Origin of the sequence: Azonexus sp. (genome assembly GCF_036170495.1) — a bacterium.
Classification (GTDB): domain Bacteria; phylum Pseudomonadota; class Gammaproteobacteria; order Burkholderiales; family Rhodocyclaceae; genus Azonexus.
Genome location: NZ_JAVHPH010000316.1, coordinates 1 through 12,916 on the forward strand (window position 1 = coordinate 1; position 12,916 = coordinate 12,916).

A 12,916-nucleotide genomic window follows, 5' to 3' on the forward strand; every position below is an offset into this window, starting at 1 on the left:
CGCAACAAGCCAATCAGCCGTTACCCAACGGTCACCTGCTGGAAGAGTACACAATAGACCGCCAACTTTCGCTTGGCGGCTTTTCCATTGTCTACCTGGCGACCGATACAGCCGGCCGCCAGGTGGCCATCAAGGAATACCTGCCGAACAGCCTGGCCCTGCGTACGCGCGGTGAAATCAATCCGGTCATTTCGGCCGAGCATCTCGGCGCTTTCCGCTATGGCATGAAGTGCTTTTTCGAGGAAGGCCGCGCCCTGGCCCGCCTGTCGCACCCCAACGTGATTCGCGTTTTGAATTTTTTTCGCGCCAACGACACCGTTTACATGGTCATGGAGTACGAGCACGGGCGGACATTGCAGGAGTTCATCCAGAAGCATCAGGGCCACATTTCCGAGCGCTTCATGCGCGGCGTCTTCACCCGCATGCTCAACGGCCTGCGCGAAGTGCATTCGAACAAGCTGCTGCATCTCGACCTCAAGCCCTCGAACATTTACCTGCGCGGCGACAACACGCCGGTCCTTATCGACTTCGGCGCCGCCCGCCAGACGCTGATCACCGACCAACCCATCCTCAAGCCGATGTACACCCCGGGCTTCGCCTCACCCGAGCATTACGGCTCGCGCAAGGATCTCGGGCCGTGGAGCGACATCTACAGCGTCGGCGCCTCGATGTACGCCTGCCTGGCCGGTAGCGCGCCGCAAGCGGCCGATGCGCGGATGAAGAAAGACACCCTGGCGCCGGCCATGCTGCGCTGGGACGGCCAGTTCTCCGACCGCCTGCTCGAGATCATCGACTGGTGCCTCAACCTCAACCATCTTTACCGTCCGCAAAGCGTCTTTGCCCTGCAGAAGGCGCTCGTCGAGACCGTCACCCCACCCCGCCCGAAGCCTTCGCCGAGCTGGCTCGGCCGCTTCGTCGATAAACTCAGGAAGCCGATGCAATGAGATTTACGATCTATCAGGAAAGCCGTCAGGGCGGCCGCGCCAATAATGAGGACCGGACGACCTATTGCTACTCGCGCGATGCCCTGTTGATGGTCGTCGCCGACGGCATGGGCGGCCATCATTACGGTGAAATCGCCGCCCAGATCGCCGTTCAGACGCTGGCCGACGCTTTCCAGCGCGAGGCGCGCCCGATGCTCGGCGACCCCTTCCGCTTCCTGCAAAAGAGCATGACCAACGCCCACCATGCCATCCTCGACTACACCGCCCGCCACCGCCTGAAAGACACGCCGCGCACCACCTGCGTCGCCTGCATCGTCCAGGACAACGTCGCTTACTGGGCGCACGCCGGCGATTCGCGCCTGTACCTGATGCGCGACGGCAAGGTCATCACCCAGACCAAGGATCATTCGCGCATTCGGCTGCTGGTTGAAGAAGGCATGATCACCGAGGCACAGGCGGTGTTTCATCCGGACCGCAACAAGATTTACAGCTGCCTGGGCAGCCCGCACCCGCCGGAAATCGAGTTCTCGCGCAAGACGCCGCTCGACCACGGCGACATCATTCTGCTCGCCACGGACGGCCTGTGGGGCGAGATGTCCGGCGAGATGATGGCGGTCGCCCTGAAAGGCGCCAATCTGTTGCAGGCCGTGCCGATGCTGCTCAACCAGGCCGAACTCAAGGGCGGCGCCCACGGCGACAATCTGTCCGTCGTTGCCGTGCGCTGGGAAGACGCCTACGTCGAAGAGGCGAGCAGCGCCATTTCGACGCAGACGATGAGCCAGGAAGAGGTTACGACGCGACTCGACGAATTCGGCCGCAATCCGGCCTACAAGAGCGATCTGAGCGACGATGAGATCGAGCTGGCCATCGAGGAAATCCGCTCGGCCATCGACAAATACAATCCGAACAACCCGAATAAATAAGGCAAACCATGCGCCCCAGCCAACGTCAGGCGGACCAGCTCCGCATTGTCAAAATCACCCGCAATTTCACGCGTCACGCCGAAGGTTCGGTGCTCATCGAAATGGGCGATACCCGCGTGCTGTGCACCGCCAGCGTCGAGGAGAGCCTGCCGCCTTTCCTGCGCGGCAAGGGTCAGGGCTGGGTGACCGCCGAGTACGGCATGCTGCCGCGCGCCACGCACACCCGTTCGGCACGTGAAGCGGCCAAGGGCAAGCAGACCGGCCGGACGCAGGAAATCCAGCGCCTGATCGGCCGCAGCCTGCGCGCCGTCACCGACCTCAAGGCCCTCGGCGAACGCCAGATCACGCTCGACTGCGACGTGCTGCAGGCCGACGGCGGCACGCGCTGCGCCTCGATCACCGGCGCCTGGGTGGCGCTTTATGAAGCCTGCGAAGGGCTGGTCAAGGCCGGCAAGCTGCCAGCCAATCCGGTGCGCGATCACGTTGCCGCCATTTCGGTCGGCATCTACAAGGGGGCCCCGGTCCTCGACCTCGACTACCCGGAAGACTCCGATTGCGATACCGACATGAACGTCGTGATGACCGGCAACGGCGGCATTGTCGAAATCCAGGGCACGGCCGAAGGCGAACCGTTCTCGCGCGAGCAGATGAGCGTCCTCGTCGACCTCGCGACGATGGGCATCCGCCAGCTCACCGCTGCCCAGCAAAGCGCCCTGGCCGCCTGAGGTTCTGGATGAAAAAGCTCGTTCTCGCCTCGAACAACGCCAAGAAAATGAAGGAGCTCAACGCGCTGCTGGCGCCGCTCGGCTTTGAAGTCATTTCGCAGGGCCAGCTCGGCATTCCGGAAGCCGAAGAACCGCATTGCACCTTCGTCGAGAACGCGCTGGCCAAGGCCCGCCACGCCGCCGAGGCATCCGGCCTGCCGGCGCTGGCTGACGACTCCGGCCTGTGCGTGGCGGCGCTCGGCGGCGCGCCCGGCGTCTATTCGGCGCGCTATGCCGGCGAACCGAAATCCGATGCGCGCAACAACGAAAAACTGCTCGCCGACCTCGCCGGGCGAACCGACCGCCGCGCCCATTTCGCCTGCGTGCTCGTGCTCGTCCGTTCGGCCGACGATCCGCAACCGATCATCGCCGAAGGCGAATGGCATGGTGAAATCCTCGCCGCCCAGCGCGGTGCCGACGGCTTCGGCTACGATCCGCTGTTCTACGTCCCGACGCATTGCCAGACGGCGGCCGAACTCGATGGCGCGATCAAGAACGAGTTATCGCATCGCGGCCAGGCCATGCAGAAACTGATCGCCCGACTGCCGAATTTGTGACCCCCTCCACCAGGAGCGTCGACCATGAGCGATAGCCCCAGCCGCCTCACCCCTCCGCCCGCTGGCTACACAGACTGGCTGGCCGAGCTGAAAACCCGCATCCACACCGCCCAGCAGCGGGCGACACTGGCGGTCAACCGCGAACTGGTGTTGCTTTACTGGCAAATCGGGCGCGACATTCTGGCGCGGCAGGCCGAACAGGGCTGGGGCGCCAAGGTCATTGAGCGGCTGGCCGAGGATTTGCGCGCGGCTTTTCCCGACATGAAAGGATTCTCGCCGCGCAATCTCAAGTACATGCGCGCCTTTGCCGAGGCCTGGCCGGATGAGGAATTTGTGCAAGGGGTGCTTGCACAATTGCCCTGGTATCACCAACTGGCCCTATTAGACAAACTGCCCGGACCAGGAACGCGCCGCTGGTATGCCGCCAAAGCAATTGAGCACAACTGGTCGCGCAATGTACTGGTGATGCAGATTGAAACCCGCCTGCTGGAACGAAGCGGCAAGGCCGTTACCAACTTCGATCTGACCCTGCCCAAACCGGAATCCGACCTGGCCCGCGAGTCGCTGAAAGATCCCTACCGTTTCGACTTTCTCGGCCTCACCGATGAGGCGCAGGAGCGGGCGGTTGAAAAGGCTTTGGTCAAACACATCACCGAATTCCTGCTTGAACTCGGCGCGGGATTTGCCTTCGTCGGACGGCAAGTCCTGCTCGATGTCGCTGGCGACGAGTTCTTCATCGATCTGCTCTTTTACCACCTCAAGCTGCGCTGTTATGTGGTGATCGAACTCAAAGGCGGCAAGTTCAAACCGGAGCATATCGGCCAGTTGAGCTTTTACCTCGCCGCCGTCGATGCCCAGGTCAAGCACCCGCAAGACGCCCCGACCATCGGCCTTCTGTTATGCAAGAGCAAGAACAAGGTCGTCGCCGAATACGCCCTGCGCAACAACACCCAGCCGCTGGGTGTTGCCGAATACCAATTGCTGGACTCCCTGCCTGCCGAACTGCAAACCAGTCTGCCCAGCATTGAGCAAATTGAACGCGAACTGATGGGTAATTCACGAATTTCGGAAGAAGACTCCAAATGACGGCCTATGTGCACCGTCGCAACCTTTGCGGCCTGATTGCCCTGTGCCTCTTGGGCCTGTTGCTGGTTTCTCCGCTTGCAAAAGCCGCAGAGGGGGCAAAAGAACTGATCGGGGTATGGCGTGGCACGATTGGCAAGGCGCAGGTCGTGGCATGTTGGGATAAATATGGCGGAAATTACTATCGCCTGCACAAGCCGTTGCGGATCAGCCTGTCGGCACCAGAACTAGAGAATGGCCCCTGGATTGAGAACATGGGCATTGAAACGACAAGTGCCTGGCAGTTGGAAAATCCCCTTGGCAATCAACTCAAGGGCATCTGGCGCAAAAGTGATGCTGGTCCGAAACTACCGATTCGCCTGAGTCGCGTCATGCGCCTGGCAAAGCACCAACAGGATGAGAGCGACTGCTTCTATTCCGGGCCGCTATACGACGCCTTCAACGCGCCACGCGTCGCTACTCAGAAAATCCTTGTTGGCGAGCCTGTCGAATTTATGGAGCGCTCTTATCGCGTCATTCAGGCCATGAGTGGAAACGTGGCCTCGGTCGAATTGTTGGGCGATGAAGAGTCGATCAGCCGGGCCAACCGGCTTCTGCGCAAGTCCCTCATTGACGACATCGGTAGCTATCTCGGTTGCGACCTTCACGAACCACCACTGCAGGGCTGGTTCGAAACCAAAATCAAGCTGCGCTTCTGGAATGAGGACTGGCTATCTTGGTCGCGTCACGTAGGATACGAGTGCGGTGGCGCCCATCCGTCTTTCGGTACAGATACGACAACGCTTGATTTGCGTACCGGCAAGGAAGTCAATCTTTGGCGCTGGTTCAAGCTCGTCAATAAGCAGCAGGACAATCCGGAACAGGTGTGCGAGTTCGTGAAAGATCGCTGCCTGCCGAAAAAGCTAGCCAAACGTATCAGACAAACCAAACCGGGACTCGATGACCCGGAATGCAAGAGTTACGATTTCCTTGATACCGTGGATGGTGGATATTCACTGGGATTAAACGGTAAAGGCTTGGCATTTATTCCCGAACTGGCAGAGCCTGCCCGCATCATGCGCACCTGCTATGCCAACTACACCATTCCTTTCGCCGATCTGCTGCCTTATCTCAACCAGTCGGGCCAGGAAGCGGTCAATCGCATCCTCGCTGCCGCAAACAAGACCGCTACACGGGAGATAGCGCCCGCTGCCAGCGAAGCAAACCGCGAATCCGACGCAAATTAAGCCGAAGCAGCACTCAGACATGGCCAAAACCATTCCCATTTTTAGCCAAAAATCCCGGTCGACCGTAGCAAACCTCGAATTCCGCGTTTCCCCACCGCTGGCGCTCTACGTGCATGTGCCGTGGTGCGTGCAGAAGTGCCCGTACTGCGATTTCAACTCGCACGAGGTGAACGGGACGATTCCCGAGCGCGAGTACGTCGATGCGTTGATCGCTGACCTGCAATCCGCCTTGCCGCTGATCTGGGGCCGGCCGGTGCAGACCGTTTTCTTCGGCGGCGGCACGCCCAGCCTGCTCTCGCCGGCCGCCATCGACGAACTGATCGCCGCCTTCCGGGCGCAGGCCATGCTGGCACCCGATGCCGAGATCACGCTCGAAGCCAATCCGGGCACGGTCGAAGCCGAGAAATTCGCCGGCTTCCGTTCGGCCGGCGTCAATCGCCTGTCGCTCGGCATCCAAAGTTTCAACGACGATCATTTGAAGGCCCTCGGCCGCATCCACGGCGCCGCCGAAGCGAAGCGCGCCGCCCAACTGGCCGGCGCGCATTTCGACGCGTTCAACCTCGACCTGATGTACGGCCTGCCCGGCCAGACGCATGAGCAAGCGCTCACCGACGTCGAAACGGCGCTGAGCTTTTCGCCCTCGCACCTCTCCTGCTACCAGCTCACGCTGGAGCCGAACACCCGATTCGCCGCCTTCCCGCCCGAATTGCCCGAAGGCGACATCTGCGCCGACATGCAGGAAAGCATCGAAGCCCGTCTGGCTGCGGCCGGCTACGCCAATTACGAAACCTCGGCCTTCGCCCGGCGCGGCAAGCAGTGCAAGCACAACCTCAATTACTGGTATTTCGGCGACTATTTAGGCATCGGCGCCGGCGCCCATTCCAAGCTCACGCTACACGACCGCGTGCTGCGCCAGATGCGCTGGAAGCACCCGAAGGCTTACCTCGACAATATCCGTAGCGGCAACGCCATTCAGGAAGAAACGCAGGTCGAGGCTAAAAGCCTGCCTTTCGAATTCATGATGAATGCGCTACGCCTGGCCGATGGCTTTCACCCCTCGCTGTTCGAAGCACGCACGGCCCAGCCCTTGATCGGCATCCAGTCGGAACTGAAGGCGGCGGAGGCCGATGGCCTGCTCGTCGTCGGTCCGGAAAAAATTGCGCCGACCGCGAAGGGTCGGCGCTTTCTCAACGTTCTGCTCGAACGTTTTCTTTAGAATGGCCGGCGGGCTTAACTGAACAAGCCGCCCTTTTTCAGCATATCCAGGCCTTGCGCCAGCAAATCGCCCCCCTCCGGCAGTTGGCCATTCGGCGTCAGCTTGTCGACCACCTGCGGCAATAGATCCGCCAGACCGCCGGAAGCTTGCTCTGTCGACATGCCCAATTGCGCAGCAATGTTCTGCAATTGGCCGCCGCCGAGGACCGCCTGAATCTGTTCAGCCGAGATCGGCAGATTCTGGCCGGTGGACACCCAGGACTTCACCACGTCGCCCAGCCCTCCTTGCTGGAAGGACTGGACCAAGCCACCGAGACCGCCGGTCTGCGGGTTGTTGACCAGTTGCATGACGACGTTCAGCAAGGGGCTATCGCCGCCGGACTGTCCGCCAGCGAGTGCGCCGACGACCGAATCAAGAAGACCCATGATTGTTCCTCAATAAAGTTAAGTGGAACAATCCTAATCCAGCGGCATGACACCGATTGTGAATATTTGCGAAAAGCCGCCGGTTAGGCCGCCAGCTTCTTCTGCGCAGCCGAGGCTTCCTCGCGCACGCGCTTGGCTTCGTCGAGCAGATAGCGCTGGTAGTCTTCGAGATCGCCCTCAAACGGCGCGACGCCGCCCTTGGAGACTAGCCAGAACTCGTCGCAGACGGCTCGCAGCAGGGCGCGGTCGTGGCTAACCAGCATGACCGTACCTTCGAATTCGTTGAGGGCGACGGCCAGTGCCTCGCGGGTGTTGAGGTCGAGGTGGTTGGTCGGTTCGTCGAGGAGCAGCAGGTTGGGCCGTTGCCAGACCAGCATGCACAGCACCAGCCGGGCCTTTTCGCCGCCGCTCATGGTGCCGACGGCCTGCTTGACCATCTCGCCGCCGAAATTGAAAGTGCCGAGGAAATTGCGCAATTCCTGCTCGCGGCCCGGCACGTTGCTGCGCCCGGCGGCGATGGCTTCCTTGGCCAGCCGCACCATGTGTTCGAGCGGGGTGTCCTGCGGGCGCAGCACGTCGAGTTCCTGCTGGGCGAAGTAGCCGATGTTCAGGCCCTTGCCTTCGGTAACCTCACCGCTGATCGCCTTGAGGTCGCGGGCGATGGTCTTGACCAGCGTGGACTTGCCCTGGCCGTTGGCGCCGAGGATGCCGATGCGCTGACCGGCCATCACCGAGCGGTTGATACCGCGCACGATGACGGTCGGCGGCGCTTTTTCCAATCCCGCGGCCGGCACTTCTTCGGCCGGCGGGTAACCGATGCTGACATCGACCATCGACAGCATCGGGTTGGGCAGGTTCTGCGGCTCCTGGAACTCGAAAGTGAATTCGGCGTCGGCCAGCACCGGCGCGATCTTTTCCATACGGTCGAGCGCCTTGACCCGGCTCTGCGCCTGCTTGGCCTTGCTCGCCTTGGCCTTGAAGCGGTTGATGAAGGATTGCAGGTGGGCGATCTTCTCGGCCTGCTTGGCCATCGTTGCCTGCTGGAGCAGCATCTGCTCGGCGCGCATGTCTTCGAACTTGCTGTAATTGCCGCCGTAGCGGACCAGCTTGGCGTTGTCGATATGCAGCGTGACGCCGGTAATGGCGTCGAGGAATTCGCGGTCGTGGCTGATCATGACCAGCGTGCCCTGATAGCGCTTGAGCCACGCCTCCAGCCAGACAAGAGCGTCCAGGTCCAAGTGGTTGGTCGGTTCATCGAGCAACAGGATGTCGGACGGGCACATCAGGGCGCGGGCCAGTTGCAGGCGCATGCGCCAGCCGCCGGAGAAGCTGTTGACCGGGTTGTGCAGTTCGGCAACCTTGAAACCGAGGCCGAGGATCAGCGACTGGGCGCGGGCTTCGGCATCGTGCTCGCCGGCGTCATTCAAGGCCATGTAGGCCTCGGCCATGCGCATGCCGTCGTCGCTGGCTTCGGCTGCGGTGACCTCGTTACGGGCGGCGAGCAGCTTGCTGTCGCCGTCGATGACGAAGTCGGTGGCTGACTGCTCGGTTTCCGGCATGTCCTGGGCGACCTGACCCATCTGCCATTGCTTGGGAATCGAATAGTCGCCGCCATCCTCGTGCAGCGTGCCGTTGAGCAGCGCGAACAGCGTGGACTTGCCGGCGCCGTTGCGGCCGACCAGGCCGACCTTTTCACCGGGGTTGATGGTGACGGAGGCCTTGTCGAGCAGCACTTTCGAGCTGCGGCGCAGGGTGACGTTCTTGAGGATGATCATGGGGTATTCGTTTTCTTCAGAAGATGGGCGCGGGCGCCCGATCAGGCAATGATGTCGCCATCAACATAGAACCAGCGGCCGTCTTCACGGATGAAGCGGCTCAATTCATGCAGGCGATGGCCGTGCCCGGCGATGCGGTAGCGGGCGACGAATTCGACGGTGGCGTGATTTTCGTCCTGCTGCTGCGCGCTGCGTTTGATCGCCAGCCCAAGCCATTTGGTGCCGTCGTCCTCGGCCAGATCGAGGCTGGCTGGCCGGGTCGAGGGATGCCAACTGGCCAGCAGGTAATCGCCCAGCTTGAGCACGTAAGCGCTGTAGCGCGAACGCATGAGCGCCTCGGCGGTGATTTCGTTTTTGACCGAAATATGCAGTTGACCGCAGCATTCGGCATAACGCCTGCCGCTGCCACAGGGGCAGGCGTCAATGGCTGTCATTTGGCCTCGACGACCTCGCCACCCAGCGCGTCGAGCAGTTGCGGCAGAAAACGCGATAGCTCGCCGGTCATCAGCGCGAAATCGGCGTCGAACTGCTCGTCGGCGTGTTCGGCCGATTTCTCGGCCTCTTCCTTGAGCAGGTCGAGGAAGGCGAGGCGCTTGATTTCCAGCTTTTCGCCGAGGACGAAGGAGATCCGGTCGTCCCAGGTCAGGGCCAGTTTGGTCGGCATCTTGCCGGCGGCCAGGTGGGCCTTGATCTCGCCACTGATCTCCTCGCCGTCGAGCGGATGGCGAACGTAGCGCACGGCTGCCTTTTCCTCGCCAGCCGCTTTCAGTTCGCAATCGCGGTCGATGGTAAAACCAGCCGGGGCGTCGCCGCCGGCCAGCCAGTCGGCCATTGCCACCTGCGGCGAAACCTGGGTGTGGAGCAGGGTCAGCGGGAAGTCGTCGAGGCAATGGCGCAGATGCTCAATCACCTCTTCGGCCTTGGCCGGGCTGGCCGCATCGACGCAGAACCAGCCATTTTGCGGATCAATCCAGACGTAGGTCGTGCGCCGGCGGGTAAAGGCGCGCGGCATCAGCTCTTCGGTAACGCGCTCGCGCAATTCCTTGAGCTGCTTGCGACCCGGCGCGTAGCCCTGCTGGGCTTCGACCAGTTCGGCGCGCTCCTTGACTTCGTCATTGACCACCGACGACGGCAGCAGGCGCTGCTCGACGCTCAGGGCAATCATCCATTGCCGGCCGAGCGAATAGACCAGGGCGCCATCGCGGCGCGGCGACACCCAGCCCCGGCTCATCGGCTGGTTGCTCGGGCACTTCACGAACGGGCCGCGGGCCAGTTGTTCATCAAATTTGGCGAGGTCGACCTGCCACGGCGTCGGCAGGCGGTAAAGCTGGAGATTACGGAACCACATGAATCATTCCCGGTTTGCTGTCAGTGAGGCGCGAGAGTTTAACAGCCCGCCCACCTTGGCGCATGACGAGCCGACCGCGACCATCCCGACACGACCCATCAAAACCAAGAGCCTGCGGTCGTCTTGCCCCATCCGAAAATAAAAATGCCGGCCTCGATCGAGGCCGGCATGTCGCCGATGAGAAGCGGTCCGCCGGCCGCCGCGACTTACTTGCTGGCGGCTGAGCCGCCCGTCTTGCTGACCATGAACTCGACGGCAGCCTTCATTTCGGCATCGCTCAGATTGGCCAGACCGCCACGGGCCGGCATCGCGTTGTGGCCATTGATGGCGGACTTGATCAGCGGATCGATGCCGTTTTGCAGGCGCGGTTTCCAGTCGTTCATGTCGCCCAGCTTCGGGGCCCCTTGCTTGCCGGTGGCGTGGCATTCCTGGCAGCGTTCCTGCACCACCTGTTCGCCGCTACGCGCCTTCGCCGGTTTCATGGCTTTTTTGGCATCGGCCGCTTTGCCGCCGCTGACCAGGTAGCCGACGGCGCGGGTCATCTCGAGATCGGTCAGCGCCGCCTGGCCGCCGTGGGCCGGCATGTTGCGGACGCCGGTGATGGCATTCGCCGTCAATTTGTCCAGCCCCTTCGCGGCACGCTGCGCCCAGGCAGCCTGATCGCCAATCTTCGGCGCACCATCCTTGCCGGTCGCGTGACAGGCGGCACAGACCGTGTCGACGACTTCCCGGCCCGAACGATCGGCGGCAAGTGCCGGGGGGGCTGATAGGGCAAGCACCAAGACGGGAAGCAACACAGCGCCGGAAACAATTTTCAGTTTTTTCATGATTCCCTCGTTTTTATGAGAAATACCAATTCTCATTTTACCCAGGCACCCTGAATCTGCCAGCTATTTTTTGCGGAAAATGACGTCCCAAACACCATGCCCGAGGCGGATCCCACGGTTTTCAAATTTGGTCAGCGGGCGGTATTCGGGGCGCGGCGCGAAGCCATCGGCACTATTCACCAGCGTCGGTTCGGCCGAGAGGACTTCGAGCATCTGGTGGGCGTATTCCTCCCAGTCGGTGGCGCAGTGGAAATAGCCGCCCGGCTTGAGGCGCGCGGCGAGCAACGCAACGAAAGGCGACTGGATGAGCCGGCGCTTGTTATGCCGGGCCTTGTGCCATGGATCAGGGAAGAAAATATGGACGCCGTCGAGGGAGGCTTCGGGCAGCATGTCGCGGACGACTTCCACCGCGTCGTGCTGACAAATGCGCAAGTTGCTCAGTTCGCGTTCGGCGATCTGCTTGCACAGGGCGCCGACGCCCGGCACGTGGACTTCGACGCCGAGGTAATCGTTGGCGCGGTTGGCATCGGCGATCTTGGCCGTGGTTTCACCCATGCCGGTGCCGATTTCGAGGATTTTCGGGGCATTGCGGCCGTAGACCGTAGCCAGGTCGATTGGCTGCGGGGCGTAGACGATCCCGATCTTCGGCATCATCTCGGCGTAGTAGTTTTCCTGCGCCGACGACATGCGGCCAGCCCGACGGACGTAGCTCTTGATATGGCCATGGTTTTGCGTCGATGCTTCGCGACCTTCTTCGTAGACGCCTTCGCCGACGGTAGCCGGTTGAATCAGGGGGGGTGCGCTCATGAGCCAATCAATCCGGAAGTCGGCGACGAGGGGTCGGCCGAGTAGTATTTGCGGACCATACGGCCAGCCAGAAAAGCCTCGCGGCCCGCTTCGACACCCTTCCTCATAGCGCTGGCCATGAGTACGGGATTTTTGGCGTGGGCGATGGCGGTGTTCATCAGCACGCCGTCGCAGCCCAGTTCCATCGCAATGGCGGCATCGGACGCCGTGCCGACGCCGGCATCGACGATCACCGGCACCTTGGCGTTATCGATGATCAGGCGCAGGTTCCACGGATTGACGATGCCCATGCCGGAGCCGATCAGCGAGGCGAGCGGCATGACCGCGACGCAACCGATTTCTTCGAGCATCTTGGCCTGAATCGGATCGTCCGAGCAGTAAACCATGACGTGAAAGCCGTCCTTGACGAGCGTTTCGGCCGCCTTCAGCGTTTCCGGCATGTGCGGAAAGAGGCTGGTGGGGTCGCCGAGCACTTCGAGCTTGCACAGCGGATGGCCATCAAGCAGTTCGCGCGCCAGACGCAGGGTACGCACCGCATCGTCGGCGGTGTAGCAACCGGCGGTGTTGGGCAGGATGGTGAATTGCGCGGGCGGCAGGGCATCAAGCAGATTGGGCTGGCTTGGGTCCTGGCCGATGTTCATGCGCCGGATCGCCACGGTGACGATCTCCGCCCCCGAGGCATCGATGGCCGCCCGGGTTTCGGCGAAATCCTGGTACTTGCCGGTGCCGACGAGCAAACGGGAACGGTACGCCTTGCCGGCGATAGTCAGTTGATGCATGTTTTTAGTCGCTGGTTATTAGTCGTTAGTCGTTAGCGATTGGTCACTGGTTGTTTTTACTACCGACTACCAACTAGCGACCAATAGCTGCTTTCAGCCGCCGCCGACGGCGACGACAATTTCAAGTTGGTCGCCCGACACCAGCGCCGTCGTGGCGTGCTGGCTTTTGGGGACGATTTCGCCGTTCCGTTCGACGGCGATGCGCTTGCCGGTGTAGCCGAGTTGTTCGATCAGGCTGCTCA

General features: G+C 61.8%; 15 protein-coding genes. 7 read left to right on the forward strand and 8 right to left on the reverse strand.

Features of this window, described 5'->3' with window-relative positions:
• From ADADOO_RS11655 to hemW, 7 genes are all read left to right on the forward strand, one after another.
• A partial coding sequence (locus ADADOO_RS11655) for a serine/threonine protein kinase (RefSeq protein ID WP_511277674.1) occupies positions 1-944 on the forward strand: 944 nt, incomplete at its 5' end.
• Positions 941-1,867: a PP2C family protein-serine/threonine phosphatase gene (locus ADADOO_RS11660; RefSeq protein ID WP_511277675.1), complete on the forward strand. Its 927-nt coding sequence runs from the start codon at positions 941-943 to the stop codon at positions 1,865-1,867. The genes ADADOO_RS11655 and ADADOO_RS11660, both read left to right, overlap by 4 nt.
• An 8-nt stretch (positions 1,868-1,875) precedes the next feature.
• Entirely contained in the window at positions 1,876-2,592 is a 717-nt protein-coding gene (rph, locus tag ADADOO_RS11665) for a ribonuclease PH (protein WP_511277676.1), read from the forward strand.
• Positions 2,593-2,600: 8 nt separating this feature from the next.
• A complete protein-coding gene (rdgB, locus tag ADADOO_RS11670) occupies positions 2,601-3,188 on the forward strand; it encodes an RdgB/HAM1 family non-canonical purine NTP pyrophosphatase (protein ID WP_511277677.1) in 588 nt (195 codons plus the stop codon).
• A 24-nt stretch (positions 3,189-3,212) separates the two neighbouring features.
• A complete protein-coding gene (locus ADADOO_RS11675; RefSeq protein ID WP_511277678.1) occupies positions 3,213-4,274 on the forward strand; it encodes a PDDEXK nuclease domain-containing protein in 1,062 nt (353 codons plus the stop codon).
• Positions 4,271-5,497, forward strand: a complete 1,227-nt coding sequence (locus tag ADADOO_RS11680) for a hypothetical protein (RefSeq protein WP_511277679.1) — start codon at positions 4,271-4,273, stop codon at positions 5,495-5,497. Before ADADOO_RS11675 ends, ADADOO_RS11680 begins: the two co-directional genes overlap by 4 nt.
• A gap of 19 nt (positions 5,498-5,516) precedes the next feature.
• Positions 5,517-6,713 carry a radical SAM family heme chaperone HemW gene (gene hemW, locus ADADOO_RS11685; RefSeq protein WP_511277680.1) on the forward strand — a complete coding sequence of 399 codons (1,197 nt, stop codon included), beginning with the start codon at positions 5,517-5,519 and terminating at the stop codon, positions 6,711-6,713.
• A gap of 14 nt (positions 6,714-6,727) precedes the next feature.
• Here hemW and ADADOO_RS11690 read toward each other — a convergent pair whose 3' ends face one another.
• From ADADOO_RS11690 to thiS, 8 genes are all read right to left on the reverse strand, one after another.
• Complete coding sequence (locus ADADOO_RS11690; protein WP_511277681.1) at positions 6,728-7,138, reverse strand: YidB family protein; 411 nt, start codon at positions 7,136-7,138, stop codon at positions 6,728-6,730.
• An 83-nt stretch (positions 7,139-7,221) separates the two neighbouring features.
• Complete coding sequence (locus tag ADADOO_RS11695) at positions 7,222-8,913, reverse strand: ABC-F family ATP-binding cassette domain-containing protein (protein ID WP_511277682.1); 1,692 nt, start codon at positions 8,911-8,913, stop codon at positions 7,222-7,224.
• A gap of 41 nt (positions 8,914-8,954) precedes the next feature.
• Complete coding sequence (locus tag ADADOO_RS11700; protein WP_511277683.1) at positions 8,955-9,347, reverse strand: YchJ family protein; 393 nt, start codon at positions 9,345-9,347, stop codon at positions 8,955-8,957.
• Positions 9,344-10,261, reverse strand: a complete 918-nt coding sequence (locus ADADOO_RS11705) for a recombination-associated protein RdgC (protein ID WP_511277684.1) — start codon at positions 10,259-10,261, stop codon at positions 9,344-9,346. Before ADADOO_RS11705 ends, ADADOO_RS11700 begins: the two co-directional genes overlap by 4 nt.
• Positions 10,262-10,467: 206 nt before the next feature.
• Positions 10,468-11,088: a c-type cytochrome gene (locus tag ADADOO_RS11710; RefSeq protein ID WP_511277685.1), complete on the reverse strand. Its 621-nt coding sequence runs from the start codon at positions 11,086-11,088 to the stop codon at positions 10,468-10,470.
• 63 nt (positions 11,089-11,151) lie between these two features.
• A complete protein-coding gene (trmB, locus tag ADADOO_RS11715; RefSeq protein ID WP_511277686.1) occupies positions 11,152-11,895 on the reverse strand; it encodes a tRNA (guanosine(46)-N7)-methyltransferase TrmB in 744 nt (247 codons plus the stop codon).
• Entirely contained in the window at positions 11,892-12,674 is a 783-nt protein-coding gene (locus ADADOO_RS11720) for a thiazole synthase (protein WP_511277687.1), read from the reverse strand. Before ADADOO_RS11720 ends, trmB begins: the two co-directional genes overlap by 4 nt.
• Before the next feature lie 93 nt (positions 12,675-12,767).
• The coding region (thiS, locus tag ADADOO_RS11725; protein ID WP_511277688.1) for a sulfur carrier protein ThiS at positions 12,768-12,916 on the reverse strand (149 nt) is incomplete at its 5' end.